Genomic DNA, 16,938 nt, shown 5'->3' on the forward strand with positions numbered 1-16,938 from the left:
CCGCTCCTTCTAGCGCGCCGCGACCACGGTGCCACGGCATTCGCCGAAGCCGATGGAGGCATAACCTTCACGGACACAACGGGCGCGCAGGATGATTTCGTCACCATCTTCGAGGAATTTACGCACCTCGCCAGACGGCAATTCAACCGGGTGTTTGCCACCTTCTGTGATTTCCAACAGGCTGCCCAGCTGCGAACGCTGTGGCCCCGACAACGTGCCCGAACCAAACAAGTCACCGGCTTGCAGTTGGCAGCCATTGACGCTGTGGTGAGTGACCAGTTGAGCGGCCGTCCAGTACATGTTCAGGCTGTTGCTCAACCCCAGTCGATGCGCGGGCAGTTGTTGCTCACGCATGGCTTGGGTCAACAGCAACACTTCCAGTTCGATATCCAGCGCGCCATTGGCTTGATCCTCGGGATCGAGCAGGTACGCCAGCGGTTGCGGATCACCTTCTGGACGTGGCGGCTGCGCACGCCGAAACGGTGCAAGAGCTTCGGCGCTCACCACCCACGGCGAGAGGGTGGTGATGAAACTTTTAGACAAGAACGGACCCAACGGCTGGTATTCCCACGCCTGAATATCACGTGCCGACCAGTCGTTAAGCAGGCAAAAACCGGCAATGTGCTCGCCCGCTTCACTCACGGGAATGCTGTCGCCCATCTCATTGCCCTGACCTATCCAGATGCCCAGCTCCAGCTCGTAATCCAACCGGGCGCACGGGCCAAAGCTCGGCTCGGTCTGACCGGCCGGCAAGGTCTGGCCTTTAGGGCGACGTACCTCAACACCTGAAGGGCGAATGGTTGAAGCCCGGCCGTGATAACCAATCGGCACGTATTTGTAGTTGGGCAACAACGGGTTGTCCGGACGGAACAGCTTGCCGACGTTTTTTGCATGCTCAATGCCCACGTAAAAATCGGTGTAATCACCAATTTTCGCTGGCAGATGCAGTTGGCAGTCCGCCGCCAAAGGCAGCAGTGTGGCGCCTTGGGCCTCGATTTTTCCGCGCAGTGTGCTGTCTTCGCTGAGCAGTTCGATCAAGCGCTCGCGCAAGGCAACGCGGGCACTGCGCCCCAAAGCAAAGTAAGTATTCAACGTACCGCCGAGGGTGGCTTCTACAGCGACCTTGGCCTGACCTTCAAACAGCCCCGCCGCCAGCGCCGCTTCCAGGTCGAAGATGTGGTCGCCAATCGCGACGCCGCTGCGCGGCAGCGAACCGTCGAGGCTGAACACGCCCATAGGCAGGTTATGCAAAGGGAAATCGGTATGGCCGTTGGCAGAGGCGATCCAGCTACGGGTGAGAGTGGACTGGGTCATGCTTATCTCCGATTCGGGGTGAAGGTGGCAGGCAAGGAAGCCCAGCACGCGTCGTAATGGGGTTGCAGTTGCGGGCATTCGAGGGCAAACCGGGTGGGACGCAACACTTGGCTGGTTTCAAACATGAAGGCCATGGTGTTGTCGATTTTGCTCGGTTGCAGCTCGGCCGCAATCGCTTTGCTACAGGTTTCGCCGTCCGGGCCGTGGGCACTCATACAGCTGTGCAGCGAAGCGCCGCCTGGCAAAAAGCCTTCGGCCTTGGCGTCGTAGTTGCCCTGAATCAGCCCCATGAACTCGTTCATCAAGTTGCGGTGAAACCAGGGCGGGCGGAAGGTTTTTTCAGCCACCATCCAGCGTGGCGGGAAAATCACGAAGTCGAGGTTGGCCAGGCCGGGAACGCTGGTGGGCGAGGTCAACACCGTAAAAATGGAAGGGTCAGGATGGTCAAAACTGACCGTCCCAATGGTGTTAAAACGACGCAGGTCATAGAGGTACGGCACGTTGTTGCCATGCCATGCGACCACGTTCAACGGCGAATGATCCAGCTCACAGCCCCACAGTTCGCCAAGGAACTTTTGCACCAGCGTGGTGGGTTGCTGGCGGTCTTCGTAATGCGCGACCGGGGTCAAAAAGTCTCGTGGGTTGGCCAGACCATTGCTGCCAATTGGCCCCAGATCCGGCAGGCGCAAGGGTGCGCCGTGGTTCTCGGCCACATAACCGCGTGCCTGGGCATCGAGTAACTCGACACGAAATTTCATGCCACGCGGGATCACCGCGATCTCTAAAGGCCCGAGTTCCATACGCCCCAACTCAGTGGCGATACGCAGCCGCCCTTGCTCAGGCACGATCAGCAACTCGCCATCGGCGTTGAAAAATATGCGCTGCATCGACGTATTGGCGCAGTAGTTATAAATGCTGATCCCTGAAGGATTTTGCGCGCTGCTGTTAGCGACCATGCCCACTAGCCCGTCGACAAAATCCGTTGCCTCACTTGGAATTGGCAGCGGATTCCAACGCAGACGGTTCGGTGTGACTTGGCCCAGTGAGCCACCGGTCAATTGCCGCTCAAGTTTTTCAAACGCCGGGTGATTGGCCGACGGCTGAATGCGGTACATCCAGGTGCGACGGGCCTCACTGCGGGTCATGGTAAACGCAGTACCCGATAACAATTCGGCGTACAGGCCATAAGGGGCTTTTTGCGGGGAGTTTTGACCGACAGGTAGCGCACCGGGCAGTGCTTCGCTACTGAATTCGTTGCCAAACCCGGATTGATAATCAAGGGCTGACATAGGCGAGTCGAGGTTCATGGAGCCTCCAGCGTGGAGAATGCAGGTGACTGCGCCCTGCTCTGAATCTGCGTGCGCACCGCTGCGTTATTTTTATCGTAATCTGATTACGCATAACGTAATTTGATTGGTATTAAGCGTCAAGCTATAAAGACGCCCATTGATCCCGAGATGTAAGCGACACCATGGAAAAGCCCCTCAAAAGCACCGACAGTTCTGGCAAGCAAAAAGTACGTTCTGCCGAGGTTGGTACGGACATTCTCAAAGCATTGGCCGAACTGTCGCCCGCCACCTCGCTGTCGCGCCTGGCCGAGCACGTACACATGCCTGCAAGCAAAGTGCATCGCTATTTGCAGGCGCTGATTGCCAGCGGGTTTGCGGAACAGAATGCCGCCACCAACCATTACGGTCTGGGCCGCGAAGCGTTGCGCGTGGGCCTGGCAGCGCTCAATAGCATGGATGTGGTGAAAGTCGCGGCCTTACCGCTCTCGCAGCTACGCGATGATTTGAATGAAACCTGCTTTTTGGCGGTGTGGGGCAATCAGGGCGCAACCGTGGTTCACATTGAGCCAGCCGTACGCGCAGTGACCGTGGTAACACAATTGGGGTCGGTGCTGCCGTTGTTGAGTTCGTCTACGGGCCTGGTATTCAATGCGTACTTGCCCGACCGTGAAACCGCAGAGTTGCGCGAGCAGGCGTTTAATGCCGAGCCGGTTCATCCTTTGCAATCAGCTGAAACCTACGTGCAGTTGTGCAATGAAATACGAGAACGCGGCCTGCATTTTGTACACGGCCTGTTGATGCCCGGCGTCGATGCGTTATCGGCGCCGGTCTTTGATGCCACCGGTAAAGTGGCCGGGGTGCTCACCGTTGTCGGCCCCACGTCGGTGTTCCATGCCGATGAAAATGGGCCAGCAGCCAAGCTTGTACTCGCGACCAGTCGAGCCATCAGTTGGCGAATGGGCTATCAACCCGGCTAACCCCCACGGGTATTAAACGCGCCACTGGTGTTTGGCCTCATCCAGCAGGCTGCGCATTATTTTCTCGACATCATCCAGTGATGGTTTGCGCAGGCTATACGCCTGCTCAAACGTCCACGGCAGGGAAAACACGTACGTAATTCCCTGAACGTACGTAGGCTCGCTGCCACGCTCCAGTGAATCAATAGCCTCTTCGTAAAGAGACTGGCTGGAAACCAGTCTTTGATTGATCGGGTCGTCCACTGTGTTGATGTAAACGTCTGCACTGTTAAGCGCAAACGGTTCGAGTTTTTTATTCAGAAATACCCGCACTCGTTCGTATAACAAACCTGATACGCGTGGATCTGTTGGAGCATCGTTCAAAATATTCATGGTGTAATTCCTGTTATTACCGTGTGCCGGCCTTACCTCTTTTGTTACGGGGATCGATTCGCCCCAAAGTAGCGGGATGCCGGTGAGGGTTACAAAGGCCACTGGATCAGTTGCTCCAGTCAGCCTTGGCATGGTCCAGAAGTTTTTGCATGAGGCCTTCAACCTCACGAATTGAGGGACGGCTCACGCGAAGCGTTTCTTCATAGCGCCCATGTTCGGAAAAGCAACCGGTCACCTCACTATCGTGTGACTGCACCTCGCCCCACTCCAGCGTGTCGTTACCCAACGCATTCAGGTCCTGACTAAACGTCACCACAGGATTAACGGCGCTATGAACCGTGGTAATGAAAAGACGCTGGCTGTCCGCTTCATATTGCGCCAGTTGCTGGTTCAAGAACTCGCGCACACGTGCATCAATTTCAGGGCTTGGTTTGAGAGCGAATGCCCCTGTGGAATGGATATGTTCTTCTGTCTTGTTCAAGGTAAAACTCCTTTTTATGCGGTCTGCCATCCAGCCTCATGCTGAAGTCGTTGTGCAGACAGAAATTTTTCGATGACGTATTAAGCGCCGCTCACGATTAAACGGCGCACTGCATATTTATCGTTTCGCTCACACGCAAAGAGCCCCACGAAGCCTGAGCCAGAGAGGTTGAGAGAGGATTTCACTATTGCCAAAGCTGTAACAGAGATTGTCTTGAAGTGGGCTTACTCCATTAACAACCAGACTTTATTCTTGTCGCACGTTTCAGGCACATGCCTTAAGCGTCCCGACTGACGAGTGCGCATGCCTGCGTCGGTTTTATTCAGCACTTGGCCCTGACAGGCCAAGAAGCAACCGGGTTCACCCTGACGTTGATTTGTAGCTCCTTGATCGAACGTCTTCCTTGGCCGCTGTATTTACAGCGGCCTTTTTTATGCGCGCGATTTAAGGCGAATGCATCGCGAGTGCCGACACACGCCACGGTCGGCGGTGCTACAGCAGCATCGCCAGTAACGGGGCGGCAAACAGGTTGAGAATACCTGTGAGCACCATCACCAGCCCCGCAACAGAGCCTTCTTCGCTGCCCACCTCACGAGCACGACTGACACCTGCACCGTGCGCCCCGATACCAAATAAAGCGCCCCGCGCCAGGCTGCTGCGCAACGGTAGCCATTTGAGCAACACGCCGCCTAGCAGCGCACCAAACACACCAGTAAACATCACGAACACCGCCGTCAGTTCTGGGATGCCACCCAAGTCCTGCGCCAGCGGCATGGCAAACGGCGTGGTGATGGAGCGCGGCACCAGCGACAGGGTCAGCGAGGTGTCTAGCGACAGCGCCTTGGCCAGCCAGAATGAACTGCCAATGGACACAGCACTGCCCGCCAACATGCCCATCAACAGCGCCACCCAATGTTTGGCCAGCAATTTACGCTGCTGCCAGATAGGCACCGCAAACGCCACGGTTACCGGGCCCAATACCAGCATCAACCAATGGGTGTTGCTGGAGTATTCGGCGTACGCGGTGTGCAGCGGTACAGCCACCGCGAGCAGTAAAGCGGGCACCAGAATCAACGGGGACAACAGATAGCGACCCGTGCGCCGGTATAACCAGCGGCTCAGGCCATAGGTGGCAAGTGTGAAGAGCAACCAGAACATCGGCATCCATTCAAACTTCATGGCGTAACCTCCAGCGGCACACCGCTTCCACGGTAAACGCCGTCACCACCATCACCAGCAACGTACTGACACCAATCACCAGCAAAATGCGCCAGCCTTCATCACGCACCAATATGCCGTAGTCGAGCAGGCTCATCAGGGCCGGAATAAAAAACAGCAGCATTTCGGCCATCAGCACGCCCGCTCCCAGCTGCAACGCCGCAGGCTTGACCCAGCCCAACGCGAAAGCCAGCAGCAACAGCGCCATGCCCACCACGCCACCCGGTATGGGTAGCTGCAAGCCGCTGGCAATCTGACACCCGGCAAAATAGATGGCCAGCAGAACAACGATTTCAGTGACCAGTCGACCCAAGCGTTTTACATCGAAGCGTTTCATTTTGTTTCCATCCCAGACAGGCCTTCAGTGTAAAGACCCCTCTTCCATCTCGAAAACGAATTGTTAGACTGGCAGTCATTCCAAAATGGAATTCATTCAATGGAATTCAAACAACTTCGTACCTTCGTTGAAGTCGCCCGCCTCGGTGGGTTCACCCAGGCCGCGCACACCTTGCATATCAGTCAATCGGCGGTGAGCAAACAAGTGGCTCAGCTCGAACAAAGCCTGGGCACGCCTGTGTTTGACCGTTTGGGCTCACATGTACGGCTGACCGCAGCGGGCAATGTGGTGCTGCAACGGGCAGAAGGCATGTTGCGTTTGCAAAAAGAGTTGTTGAGTGAACTCGATGACTTGAGTCATTTGACGCGGGGCGAATTGCGTCTGGGCCTGCCGCTATTGGGCAGTGATGCGCTGTTCGCCGGGCTGTTTGCCGAATACCGCCGACGCTACCCCAACATTCAGGTGCAATTGCTCGAAGGCGGTAGCCTGGTGGTCGAGCAAGCGGTGTTAAGCGGCGAGCTGGAGATAGGTGGCAGTTTGACGCCCAACAATCCGGCCTTTGCCTACCAACCGTTTTGCGATGAACCGCTGGATGCCTTACTGCCCATCGATCATCCACTGGCAGAAGATGGCAGTGTGCGACTGGAGCAGTTGGCTGAAACACCGTTTCTGCTGTATCAGCGCAGTTTCGTACTCAATGATCGTTTGCTCCAGGCTTGCCAGCAAATGGGCTTTACCCCCAAGGAAGGTGGTCGCAGCGGGCAATCTGATTTTTTGGTGGCGCTGGTGGCAGCCGGCCAAGGCGTCGTATTGTTGCCCAGCGTCGTCGCGCGCGGGCTGGTGCGCCCCGGCGTGGTGAGGCTAAAACTCATTGCGCCGGATGATCTGCGCTGGGACATCGCCTTTATCTGGCGCGAGGGCGCGTATCTGTCGCGTGCCGCTCACGCCTGGCAGGAGTTGTTGCGCGAGCGGCCGGTTAAAGCTTCAGCACTCGGATGAAATCAACAAGCCAAGGCTCACTGTCAATTTCAGGCGTTACAGTTTCGCTGGCATCCAGGCGCAGCATGGATAGCACCTCCTGCACGCCCAGTTCGGTAAATAGCTCGCGCATCTGTTCGCCGCCGCCGCAGTACGTGTCGCCGTAGCTTGCGTCGCCCAGCGCGATGACCGCACCCGGCAAGCCACGCCAGGGCGCCGGTAGCTGATCGCGGATCTGGCTGTAAAGCGGCATCAGGTTGTCCGGCAACTCACCCATACCCGTGGTCGAGGTGACCGCCAAAAAGGCATCGGGGGCAAATGCTTGAACATCGGCCAAGGTTGCACGCGGGTTAAGCAAGACTTCAAACCCGGCATCCGTCAGCAGTTGCCTGGCATTACGAGCAACTTCTTCTGCGGTGCCGTACACCGAGCCACATAGGATGGCGACTTTCATCAATCTGATCCTGTTACTGACTAAAAGGCCGGGATATTAACAGGTGAGACGGCGTTTCGGTGATGGCACGTGGACAGCTATCACCGATGTCTTAGAATGCAGAACACCGCTGGCGACAATCTGGCGATCAATCACTGGTTTATCGTCCGTTTGGCGAGGTCGCGCTTGCCGTCAGTCAAAAACATGCATCCGTAAAGGATTCCCCACTTTCAGAAGAGCGGTTCAATGATCAACGCACGCTTGCTGCAACGCATGGTCGACGCATCCCAGGACGGCATCGTGGTCGCCGAGCGGGAAGGTGATGACACCATTCTGATTTACGCGAACAGCGCTTTCGAAACCCTCACTGGTTATAGCCGTGACGAAATTCTGTACCAGGATTGCCGCTTTTTGCAGGCAGGCGATCGCGATCAACACGCACTGCAATTGATCCGCGAAGCGGTCGCCAGCGGTCAACCGACCCGCCAGCGGCTGCGTAACTATCGCAAGGATGGCACGCATTTCTGGAACGAACTGTCGATTACCCCGGTGTTCAATGAAAGCGATCAACTGACGTATTTTATTGGCGTGCAAAAAGATGTCAGCCAACAGGTCAAAGCAGAACAACGAGTGGCGCAGCTAGAAGCCCAGCTGGCGGCCCTGACCGCAGAGCTGCAAACACTCAAGGCGACGAGCGGCCTCAACAAAACGTAAAAATGATGGTCTGTTGTAAACAGTTACGACTTTCATCTGCCAAAAACCGAGTTACACCATGTCGCACGATGCCCTTCTGACTCAAGACGAGTTGGATTTTATCCAGACCATGCATCAAAACCCGCTGCTTAATCAGCGGGATGCTTCGTCGAGTCTGCTGGTAAATGGGGTGTCGCAAATACGCGATCTGCTGACCCGCCTGGCCGCCCATGAGCAAGTCACGATTCAGGCTCAATTCGCTAATCAGCAAATGAGCTTTCCGCTGCGTTTGGTTGAAGACGAATTTCATGCCCAACATCTGCAATTGGGCGCGCCGAGCATTTTTGAAGACGGGCCGATGGTGCGCCCGTGGCGTTTGACACTGCCCGAACCGGTAGCCCTGGAAAATGTGCGCGGGCGCAGCGGCCACTTGTGGGTCACTGAAGTGTCGTTCAAGGGTTTGTTGATCAAGGTACGCAACGACACCCGCCCTCCGCGCCAGTTCGCTCAGTGGTTCAGCCCCACCGGCTATGAACGCATTGCGGTGCACGGCACGCTCGAACGCCAAACCGAACTGGGCCTGTACGCCTATCGGTTAAGTCAACGCGACCAGGGCGAAACCGAACGCTTGCGCCAGTTCATCCTGCAACAACACCGCCTGGCCCACCCCGCGCTGCACGTTTAGATTCAAACGCCCTTCAGAGAGATATCCAGACGCTGGCTCATCACACTCGCCTCACTGCCCAAGCACCCGATAGAGGACGCCATCAATGCTTCGCAGGCCAGATCCGACGCTTCGCCAGCCAACCAGACCGCACTGTTGAGGGGTTGCGTCAGCCTCAGCAAACGTTGAAGGCGCGCAGCACTCAGGGCGCGGGTACCCAATAGCACAACCGCTTGGGGGCGGATTTTTTCACATACCAGCGACAGTTCTTCCAGCGGCTGCCCGATGGCCAAAACCCTGACAACCCGATCATTACGCGCCAGCAACAACCCCGTCACCAGCAACTGCAATTCGTGGCACAACTCTGGCAAGGCTACGAGCACCACACACTGCGCCGGCGCAGCTACAACCTGTAATTGCAGACGGTGCTGAACACGACCGCGTAAAAAGCGGTCCAGCAACAGCCATTCACTGGTGCGACCAAACTCATCTTGCACGCGCAATAAACGCTGCCAGAGCGGCAAGAAAATCTCATGAAATACGGTTTTGAGCGGGTAGCTGGAAAAAACCTGTCCGTAAAGACGTTCAAGTTCAGGCTCATCAAAGGCCGTGAGTACGGCACCAATGCGGGACTGCCACTGTGTGTATTCATCCGTTTGGGCACTGGGTTGAGCAGGCGTGGCGTTGACACTACGCGTCAATAACTCGCCCACTTTGCTGACTGAAACACCGCGCTCGATCCACCCTTGAACCTGTCGCACTGTCTCAATATCGGTCACGGAGTACAGCCTGTGCCCACTTTCGGTGCGTTTTGGCTGGATTAAGCCATAACGACGCTCCCAGGCGCGCAGCGTGACCGGGTTGATACCGGTCAGGCGCGACACTTCACGGATCGGATAAAGGCCGTCCTGCTCTAAAGGGTCAGCAGCAGCCGCTACAGTGCGTTCAATATCTGTCATCACAGGCATCAGAAAGCCCAAAGCCGAAAATAAGTCTGGCGAGTCTACTCCTCATGGGCCTCACGTTCCTTTTTAACGAGGGTGTCGAGCAGCTTTAACGCGGGCACCTGAGTTCCCTCATCCTGCTGATAGGTAAATACAGGGAATGCTCTTCCTGCAAACTCAGGCCCTCCTTTATCAATGACTTTCTGAAAGTCTGCTCTGGCCGCAAGCCAATCAGGTTTGGACGGTACGGGGTAAAAAAGCAGTCCCGCGATCGCGCCGGGTTCAATGCCCACCGTTTGCACTTCATTATTTTCCAGCCGCTCGCTCTGCCGCACGTTCTGCTCCTTGATCAAACTCGCCAGCATTTTATTCAAGTGAAAACGGGCATCTGCGTCATGAATCACAGACATATCCGGTGCAACATTACCTGATGCGTTGTCTTTTTCATGAATGCCCACAATATGCCGACCAACTTTTTCTGGCAGTGCCAAAAATGCCATATGCCTTGGCATACCGGTGACGTTGGGGCCCATTGCGAAATAATTGGGCACGAGATTCGCGTGTGCCAATGTCCACTTGCGTAACCCGCCGTGCTGACTGGCGCCACTGGCGTGTAAGTTTCTGGCGTTGTCGACGCTGATGCCACAGTGGTGCAGCTCTTTATGGGCATGAGGCAATTGCACCGTGCGCACCAGCACCCCACCCCTAGAGAACGCCGCGCTTATGTCCTCGGGACGTGAATTATCCCCAGTTTTTAAAGATGCATGAACCGCATGGCCTGCTCGCGTATTAACACAGAGGCTGTCATTGGGCGCAAAAGCGTTGAGGCTCTGAAGAAGCATGCTCTGTCCTCTGAGTATCGGGTGGTTAATGATTGGCCATTAAGCGGGGCAAGGTTCCACAGGCCACGCGAAAACAGTGAAGTCTGTGTGCCCGGGCAACGGCTGAATCAATTGAAAAGAGGAACAATCCTTGCTTGCACTCCCCAACGCAGCCCACCACCCCGGCGCTGCGTTTTATGCCTGCCTTACCCTGGCAGCATCAGCCACATGGAGATACACAATGTCTACCTCCCCTGTCACCTTGATGGTTGCACGCCGTGTCGCCGAAGGTCGCTATCAAGACATGATTGCCTGGCTGCATGAAGGCGAACAGTTGGCCACCGATTTCCCAGGTTATCTGGGCTCGGGCGTGCTGGCGCCGCCACCCGGTGATGACGCCTTTCAAATCATTTTCCGCTTTGCCGATGAAGCCACCCTGCACGCGTGGGAACATTCAGTCTCGCGCACGGCCTGGTTGCTGCGCGGCAGCGATCTGTTTGCCCACCCGCACGAACACCGGGTCAGCGGCATCGACGGCTGGTTTGGCGCCGCCGGGCAGCGCCCACCCCGCTGGAAGCAAGCCGTGGCTATTTGGCTCGCGTTTTTTCCGATTTCATTGCTGTTCAATTTCGTGCTCAACCCCTTGCTGAGCGAGCTGAGCCTGCTACCCCGGGTGTTCGTCAGCACGCTGGCCCTGACACCCTTGATGGTTTACTTCTTTATTCCTTTATCGACCCACTTATTGTCAGGTTGGCTGCACCGTACACCTGCCAAACCTTTGGGCAGCGCCGCGACCTCCAACGGTCACTGAAACGGCATCAGGAACAGGGGATCCGTACAGGCATGGCCGTGGCGCAGCGGACGCTGGTATAGTTTTGCCATCACGCTGCCGCTCTCCCCTGTTCTCTGACGCCGAGCCTGTCATGCCATCTCAATCCGCACCCATTCTGATCACGGGCGCTGCCCAGCGCATTGGCTTGCACTGCGCGCAGCAATTGCTGGCAGACGGCTATCGAGTGATTTTCAGCTACCGCAGCGAAAAGCCCGGCGTGCAGATGTTGCGCGATCTGGGGGCCACAGCGGTATATGGCGATTTTTCAACCGAGCACGGCATTCTCGCGTTTATCGAACAACTGAAAAATCACACCCAGGCTTTACGGGCGATTGTGCATAACGCGTCGGCCTGGTTGCCAGAAAGCACTGATACACAAATCAGCGACTTCACACAGATGTTCAGTGTGCATATGCTCGCGCCGTACCTGATCAACCTGCAATGCAGCGAGCTGCTGGAGCGCTCAAGCCCGGCGGATATCGTACACATCAGTGACGATGTGACCCGCAAGGGCAGCAGCAAGCACATTGCGTATTGCGCCACCAAAGCGGGTCTCGACAGCCTGACGTTGTCATTCGCGGCTAAACTGGCGCCACGGATCAAAGTCAACGGCATTGCGCCCGCGCTGCTGCTGTTCAACCCGGACGACGACGCGGCGTACCGCGCCAAGGCCCTGGCCAAGTCAGCACTGGGGATCGAACCCGGGCCCGAGGTCATCTATCAAAGCCTGCGTTATCTGCTGGACAACCCGTATGTGACCGGCACCACTCTGACCGTCAATGGCGGTCGGCATCTCAAATAAGCCGTCCGCGAGGAAGTATTTTCATGAGCACATCATTGCCTGAGCACTACCGCGAGATCCTGCTGGGTCTCGGTGAGAACCCTGACCGCGAAGGCTTGCTCGACACCCCGAAACGCGCCGCCAAGGCCATGCAATACCTGTGTCACGGCTATGACCAAAGCGTTGACGATATCGTCAACGGCGCTCTGTTCGCCTCCGACAGCGACGAAATGGTGATCGTGGCCGATATCGAGCTGTACTCGCTGTGCGAACACCATTTGCTGCCATTTATCGGCAAGGCGCACGTGGCGTATATTCCGACCGGCAAAGTACTCGGCCTGTCGAAAGTGGCCCGCATCGTCGACATGTTTGCCCGCCGCCTGCAGATTCAGGAAAACCTCACCCGAGAAATCGCCGACGCTATTCAGAACGTCACTCAGGCGGCGGGTGTGGCCGTGGTGATTGAAGCCAAGCACATGTGCATGATGATGCGCGGCGTAGAAAAACAGAATTCGACCATGAACACCTCGGTGATGCTCGGTGCTTTTCGCGAGCCCAGCACCCGCATGGAGTTCCTGCAACTGATTGGACGGAGCAAGTCGTAATGCCACAACTTCAGCCAGGAATGGCCCGTATTCGCGTCAAAGACCTGTGCCTGCGCACCTACATTGGCATCAATGAAGAAGAAATCCTCAACAAGCAGGATGTGTTGATTAACCTCACCATCCTGTATGCCGCGCAAGAGGCCGTACGAGATAACGACATCGACCACGCGCTCAATTACCGCACCATCACCAAAGCTGTGATTGCCCACGTTGAAGAAAACCGTTTCGCGCTGCTGGAACGGTTGACCCAAGAGCTGCTGGATTTAGTGATGGCCAATAGCGCTGTGTTGTATGCCGAAGTCGAAGTCGACAAACCGCACGCCCTGCGCTTTGCCGAATCGGTCTCCATTACGCTGGCGGCAAGCCGCTAAGCTGCCCCCCTCTCTCACTCGGTGAACCCATGACGCCTCAAGAACGCCTTGAACTCGAAGCCGCTGCTTTTCGTCGCCTGGTCGCGCACCTGGACAGTCGTAAAGATGTGCAAAACATAGACCTGATGAACCTCTCGGGCTTTTGCCGCAACTGCCTGTCCAAGTGGTACAAGGCTGCGGCCGATGAGCGCCAGATCGAGGTCAGCCTCGATGACGCCCGCGAAGTGGTGTACGGCATGCCGTACGCCGACTGGAAATCCCAGTACCAGAAAGAAGCCTCTGCCGAACAGACAGCGGCGTTTGCCCAAGGAAAAAAGCATGACTGATCTAACCGCTCTGCGCGCCAGCCTCAACAGCGGCGAACACCTGTTTGCCGACACCCTGGCTTTTATCGCCGCGCACTACGATTACCAGCCACGAGCCTTCACCAACGGCGAGGTGGAAAATGCTGCCGGGCAAAACGAAGGGTCGTGCAAGACCTTGGGCCTGGCGGTGCTGGAAGGGTTGAGCGACCCAGAGGCCCTGTTGGCGTTTGGCGAACATTACCGCTCAGTGCTCGCGACACCTGAAGGCAGCGATCACGGCAACATTCGCGCCCTGATCGCTCACGGTCTGGCCGGGGTGAAATTCAACGCCCGGCCATTGACCCGCAAGGCTTAAATCGAGCCGCCTGAATTGAAGTACTGCGCCAGGCCGCTGTAACAGGTGGCCAGGTGATAAGGGGTGGTCGAGGGCATGTCCTCGCGACTGACCTGGCCTTGCGCATCAAGGCATTCGTACCAACCCCCGGCGTGTAAAAAGTGCTGCTGCAACGCCTGCAATTGGCGTTGCACCCGCACCAGGCCATCTTCGCGCAACGTCAGTGCCCGCAGGTATTCGGCCTGAGCCCAGATTCGCTGCGTGCCATCACGCAGGCTGCCATCACTGCCCAACATGCCGCAGACCGCCCCGCTCTGCGGATCGACACCCACCTGCTCGGCAAACCCGAACGCGCGATCCAGTGAATCGTGCAGCGCCGTAGTGCGCAGCAAAGGTGAGGATTGCAGCAGGAAATACCATTCGAATTGATGGCCGGGCTCAAACCAGTTATCGGCTGCACCACGGGGTTTTTCCAGCATCACCCCGTGTTCGGGCGCGATGAAGCGTTGCTGCATGCCCTCGGCGAGCGCCAGCAGCGCGGCGTGAGTGGCGGCGTCTTCGCGCACCGACAAGGTGGCGAGAAAGGCTTCAGCCAAGTGCATCAGCGGGTTTTGCAGCGGGCCGCTGCCCACTGTGGACCAATCCCGGTTCAAGCTGGCTTCGTACAAACCGTTGCCATCATTGAAGCGCTGCGCGACCACCTCCAAAGCCGCATTGAGCACCGACGCCACCAACGGCTCACGGACTTGGGCCCAGTAATGCGCACAGGCAAAAATGATGAAGGCGTGGGTGTAGAGGTCTTTGCGCTGATCCAGCGGCGCGCCCTGCGGGTCGATGCTGTAGAACCAGCCACCGTGTTCGGCGTCATGAAAATGCTGCTGCAAGGCGCGAAACAGCGCCGCTGCGCGCTCGCCCGCGCCAGGGAACTGAGCGTCCCCCATCAGGCTGGCAAATACATACAACTGGCGGGCGCAAGCCATCGCACGGTAACGCGCAGGGGGCAACGGTTGATGGGCTGCGCTCAGCGACTCGTAAGGCAACGCCAGCTCGGCATTCCAGCCGGGGCCTTGCCACAGAGGCACGATCACCTGACGAAAGTGCTGCTGCACGGCCGCAAAACCGGCAATCAGTTCAGGAGGGAAAACAGGGCTGGCTACATCAGGCATCGGCAAGGATCGTCACGGCTGGGGCGTTTGCGCGACATGATACACCCAAAGCTTCTTGGCGCAGATGAGGGCGGCTGACGCCGTAACGTTGATCATGGATTAAAGATCGGGGCTCAGCGCTTCACCACTGTTTTGGAGCACAGCAAACGTGCACATGAGCACTGTGAAGAGATCAGCGAGCAAGTATCGGCACGTCTGTTGCGTATGCATATGCACAGGCCGGGACTGATCTTAAGCCTGAGCTATCCGCGCCATCCCGAACGCATCAACACGGCTGTTTGAGATCAGGTTGTGGTCTTTGGATGAACAAGGCCAACGGGGCTGGCACACCCACCGCATTCGTTTTAATCCATCGCTCATTGGGAGGCTCGGTTACATGGAGTACGAGCGGCACGATCCCAAAGCCCTTCAAGACCCGCTGGAACTTCAAGGCCCTGACGATCCGCCTCACGAAGGGCTGCGCTCCGCAATGCCCATGCCGCCATGCACCGTCGTTGGCATGAGAAGGAGGTGGGTTGGGTGTACGTTTTTTTCTGGTACGTCTATCACGTCATGACGTTCTGAACGCTGCCCAACCGTTTGGTCGAATGGGAAATCAAACGCATCGCCAAAGTCGGCCGCCGCGCCCTGCCACAGGCCATGCGCGAATGGTCGAAACCCTTGCCACCCGAACACAGGGCCACACCCAGCCACGACCTGTTGCGTTTAAGCGCCAACGTCAGGGCCTTGAAGCAACGCTCACCACAGCGCGACATCACCGACATTTTTGCCGAAGTGTATCGAGCAGAACCTGACGCGTCGGATGGAGGGTGAGCACGGACAAGCAAAAATGCGCACAAAAAAATGCCCGTATCGTTCGATACGGGCATTGGTGTGAACCGGGCCACGCAGGACTAAACAGTCACTGTGCCCTTCGGGTCAAGCGGTGTATCAGAACTCAGCGTTCTGCAAGCCGTCCAGGTAGCGCTCCGCGTCCAGTGCAGCCATGCAGCCGGCACCGGCCGAGGTGATGGCTTGACGGTAGACGTGATCGGCCACGTCACCGGCAGCAAACACGCCTTCGATGCTGGTGGCGGTGGCGTTGCCTTCGCGGCCGCCCTGCACAACCATGTAGCCGTCTTTAAGCGCCAGTTGGCCTTCGAACAACGAGGTGTTCGGGGTGTGGCCGATGGCGATAAACACGCCGTCGACGGTGATTTCCTCGAAGCTGCCGTCATTGTTTTTCAGGCGCGCACCGGTCACGCCCATGTTGTCGCCCAGCACTTCATCCAGGGTCGCGTTCAGCTTGAGTTCGATTTTGCCTTCCGCCACACGGGCATTGAGCTTGTCGATCAGGATTTTCTCGGCACGGAAGGTTTCGCGGCGGTGAACCAGCGTTACTTTGCTGGCGATGTTGGCCAGGTACAGGGCTTCTTCAACGGCAGTATTGCCGCCACCGACCACAGCCACCGGCTTGTTGCGATAGAAGAAGCCATCGCAGGTCGCGCACGCCGAGACGCCTTTGCCCATGAAGGTTTCTTCAGACGGCAAGCCCAGGTAACGGGCGCTGGCGCCGGTAGCGATGATCAGGGCGTCACAGGTGAAAGTACCGCTGTCGCCCTTGAGGGTGAACGGCTTGTTTTTCAGGTCCACTTCGTTGATGTGGTCGAACACGATCTCGGTTTCAAAACGCTCGGCGTGCTCACGCATACGCTCCATCAGCGCCGGACCGGTCAGGCCGTGAACATCACCCGGCCAGTTGTCGACCTCAGTGGTGGTGGTCAATTGACCGCCTGCCTGCATGCCCGTAATCAGCAGTGGCTTGAGGTTGGCGCGGGCCGCGTACACAGCAGCGCTGTAACCGGCAGGGCCGGAACCCAGAATAATCACTCGCGAATGACGTACTTCAGACATGACTCACTCCTATGACCGCCCGCGTCGAAATCGGGTCGGAACGCCGTTTGAGCGGCTGGAATATAAAAGGATCGCAAAGCAGGACAGGCTAGACCTGAAACGCATCGATCCTGAAAAAATGTGGGTGCAG

22 protein-coding genes are annotated in these 16,938 nt (G+C 57.2%); 11 read left to right on the plus strand and 11 right to left on the minus strand.

What is annotated here, in order from left to right; all coding sequences use genetic code 11:
- Nucleotides 1–9: 9 nt before the first annotated feature.
- Together fahA and hmgA are read right to left on the minus strand one after the other, a co-directional pair.
- Nucleotides 10–1,314, minus strand: a complete 1,305-nt coding sequence (gene fahA / locus GYN01_RS18760; RefSeq protein ID WP_048400172.1) for a fumarylacetoacetase — start codon at nt 1,312–1,314, stop codon at nt 10–12.
- Nucleotides 1,315–1,316: 2 nt separating this feature from the next.
- Nucleotides 1,317–2,621, minus strand: a complete 1,305-nt coding sequence (hmgA, locus tag GYN01_RS18765; protein WP_048400174.1) for a homogentisate 1,2-dioxygenase — start codon at nt 2,619–2,621, stop codon at nt 1,317–1,319.
- 164 nt (nt 2,622–2,785) lie between these two features.
- On the opposite strand from hmgA, the gene GYN01_RS18770 reads away from it, so the two are divergent.
- Nucleotides 2,786–3,580, plus strand: coding sequence for an IclR family transcriptional regulator (locus GYN01_RS18770; RefSeq protein ID WP_048363198.1), 795 nt, complete (start codon nt 2,786–2,788; stop codon nt 3,578–3,580).
- A 12-nt stretch (nt 3,581–3,592) separates the two neighbouring features.
- On the opposite strand, the gene GYN01_RS18775 is transcribed toward GYN01_RS18770, so the two are convergent.
- The 4 genes from GYN01_RS18775 to GYN01_RS18790 all read right to left on the minus strand — a co-directional run bounded on the left by GYN01_RS18775 (nt 3,593) and on the right by GYN01_RS18790 (nt 5,988).
- Nucleotides 3,593–3,952: a hypothetical protein gene (locus tag GYN01_RS18775; protein ID WP_048363197.1), complete on the minus strand. Its 360-nt coding sequence runs from the start codon at nt 3,950–3,952 to the stop codon at nt 3,593–3,595.
- A 106-nt stretch (nt 3,953–4,058) separates the two neighbouring features.
- Nucleotides 4,059–4,433 (minus strand): hypothetical protein, encoded by a 375-nt coding sequence (locus GYN01_RS18780; protein WP_048363196.1) that lies wholly within the window; start codon nt 4,431–4,433, stop codon nt 4,059–4,061.
- Between the two features lie 492 nt (nt 4,434–4,925).
- Nucleotides 4,926–5,612 (minus strand): LrgB family protein, encoded by a 687-nt coding sequence (locus GYN01_RS18785; protein WP_048363195.1) that lies wholly within the window; start codon nt 5,610–5,612, stop codon nt 4,926–4,928.
- On the minus strand, nt 5,602–5,988 hold the full coding sequence (locus GYN01_RS18790; RefSeq protein ID WP_048363194.1) for a CidA/LrgA family protein: 387 nt from the start codon (nt 5,986–5,988) through the stop codon (nt 5,602–5,604). The genes GYN01_RS18785 and GYN01_RS18790 overlap by 11 nt, the downstream gene beginning before the upstream one ends.
- Before the next feature lie 99 nt (nt 5,989–6,087).
- Here GYN01_RS18790 and GYN01_RS18795 point away from each other — a divergent pair, with 99 nt between their 5' ends.
- Complete coding sequence (locus GYN01_RS18795; protein ID WP_203307601.1) at nt 6,088–6,987, plus strand: LysR family transcriptional regulator; 900 nt, start codon at nt 6,088–6,090, stop codon at nt 6,985–6,987.
- Here the strand turns inward: GYN01_RS18795 and GYN01_RS18800 are convergent.
- Nucleotides 6,965–7,420: a flavodoxin gene (locus GYN01_RS18800; protein ID WP_048363192.1), complete on the minus strand. Its 456-nt coding sequence runs from the start codon at nt 7,418–7,420 to the stop codon at nt 6,965–6,967. The two genes, GYN01_RS18795 and GYN01_RS18800, sit on opposite strands and share 23 nt — an antisense overlap.
- A gap of 225 nt (nt 7,421–7,645) precedes the next feature.
- Between GYN01_RS18800 and GYN01_RS18805 the strand changes: the two genes are divergently transcribed.
- Nucleotides 7,646–8,113 (plus strand): PAS domain-containing protein, encoded by a 468-nt coding sequence (locus tag GYN01_RS18805; protein ID WP_203307602.1) that lies wholly within the window; start codon nt 7,646–7,648, stop codon nt 8,111–8,113.
- Nucleotides 8,114–8,171: 58 nt separating this feature from the next.
- Nucleotides 8,172–8,777, plus strand: a complete 606-nt coding sequence (locus GYN01_RS18810; protein ID WP_048363190.1) for a hypothetical protein — start codon at nt 8,172–8,174, stop codon at nt 8,775–8,777.
- A 2-nt stretch (nt 8,778–8,779) separates the two neighbouring features.
- On the opposite strand, the gene GYN01_RS18815 is transcribed toward GYN01_RS18810, so the two are convergent.
- Both GYN01_RS18815 and GYN01_RS18820 read right to left on the minus strand, forming a co-directional pair.
- On the minus strand, nt 8,780–9,724 hold the full coding sequence (locus GYN01_RS18815) for a MerR family transcriptional regulator (RefSeq protein WP_048400183.1): 945 nt from the start codon (nt 9,722–9,724) through the stop codon (nt 8,780–8,782).
- A gap of 35 nt (nt 9,725–9,759) precedes the next feature.
- Nucleotides 9,760–10,542 carry a hypothetical protein gene (locus GYN01_RS18820; protein WP_203307603.1) on the minus strand — a complete coding sequence of 261 codons (783 nt, stop codon included), beginning with the start codon at nt 10,540–10,542 and terminating at the stop codon, nt 9,760–9,762.
- A gap of 220 nt (nt 10,543–10,762) precedes the next feature.
- Here GYN01_RS18820 and GYN01_RS18825 point away from each other — a divergent pair, with 220 nt between their 5' ends.
- From GYN01_RS18825 to GYN01_RS18850, 6 genes are all read left to right on the plus strand, one after another.
- Complete coding sequence (locus tag GYN01_RS18825) at nt 10,763–11,332, plus strand: putative antibiotic biosynthesis monooxygenase (protein WP_048400187.1); 570 nt, start codon at nt 10,763–10,765, stop codon at nt 11,330–11,332.
- Nucleotides 11,333–11,444: 112 nt separating this feature from the next.
- Nucleotides 11,445–12,155 carry a dihydromonapterin reductase gene (gene folM / locus GYN01_RS18830; RefSeq protein ID WP_048363187.1) on the plus strand — a complete coding sequence of 237 codons (711 nt, stop codon included), beginning with the start codon at nt 11,445–11,447 and terminating at the stop codon, nt 12,153–12,155.
- 23 nt (nt 12,156–12,178) lie between these two features.
- On the plus strand, nt 12,179–12,739 hold the full coding sequence (gene folE / locus GYN01_RS18835; protein WP_048363186.1) for a GTP cyclohydrolase I FolE: 561 nt from the start codon (nt 12,179–12,181) through the stop codon (nt 12,737–12,739).
- Nucleotides 12,739–13,110 carry a dihydroneopterin triphosphate 2'-epimerase gene (gene folX, locus GYN01_RS18840; protein WP_048363185.1) on the plus strand — a complete coding sequence of 124 codons (372 nt, stop codon included), beginning with the start codon at nt 12,739–12,741 and terminating at the stop codon, nt 13,108–13,110. The genes folE and folX overlap by 1 nt, the downstream gene beginning before the upstream one ends.
- A 29-nt stretch (nt 13,111–13,139) precedes the next feature.
- Nucleotides 13,140–13,436 carry a DUF1244 domain-containing protein gene (locus GYN01_RS18845; RefSeq protein WP_048400188.1) on the plus strand — a complete coding sequence of 99 codons (297 nt, stop codon included), beginning with the start codon at nt 13,140–13,142 and terminating at the stop codon, nt 13,434–13,436.
- Complete coding sequence (locus GYN01_RS18850; protein ID WP_203307604.1) at nt 13,429–13,770, plus strand: HopJ type III effector protein; 342 nt, start codon at nt 13,429–13,431, stop codon at nt 13,768–13,770. The genes GYN01_RS18845 and GYN01_RS18850 overlap by 8 nt, the downstream gene beginning before the upstream one ends.
- Here the strand turns inward: GYN01_RS18850 and GYN01_RS18855 are convergent.
- Complete coding sequence (locus tag GYN01_RS18855; RefSeq protein ID WP_203307605.1) at nt 13,767–14,915, minus strand: AGE family epimerase/isomerase; 1,149 nt, start codon at nt 14,913–14,915, stop codon at nt 13,767–13,769. The genes GYN01_RS18850 and GYN01_RS18855 overlap by 4 nt on opposite strands.
- A 579-nt stretch (nt 14,916–15,494) precedes the next feature.
- Here GYN01_RS18855 and GYN01_RS22370 point away from each other — a divergent pair.
- Entirely contained in the window at nt 15,495–15,728 is a 234-nt protein-coding gene (locus GYN01_RS22370; protein WP_053075983.1) for a hypothetical protein, read from the plus strand.
- Between the two features lie 117 nt (nt 15,729–15,845).
- Here the strand turns inward: GYN01_RS22370 and trxB are convergent, their stop codons facing one another.
- Complete coding sequence (trxB, locus tag GYN01_RS18865; RefSeq protein WP_203307606.1) at nt 15,846–16,808, minus strand: thioredoxin-disulfide reductase; 963 nt, start codon at nt 16,806–16,808, stop codon at nt 15,846–15,848.
- Between the last annotated feature and the right edge of the window lie 130 nt (nt 16,809–16,938).

Source organism: Pseudomonas weihenstephanensis (genome assembly GCF_016812185.1).
GTDB classification, from domain to species: Bacteria; Pseudomonadota; Gammaproteobacteria; order Pseudomonadales; family Pseudomonadaceae; genus Aquipseudomonas; species Aquipseudomonas weihenstephanensis.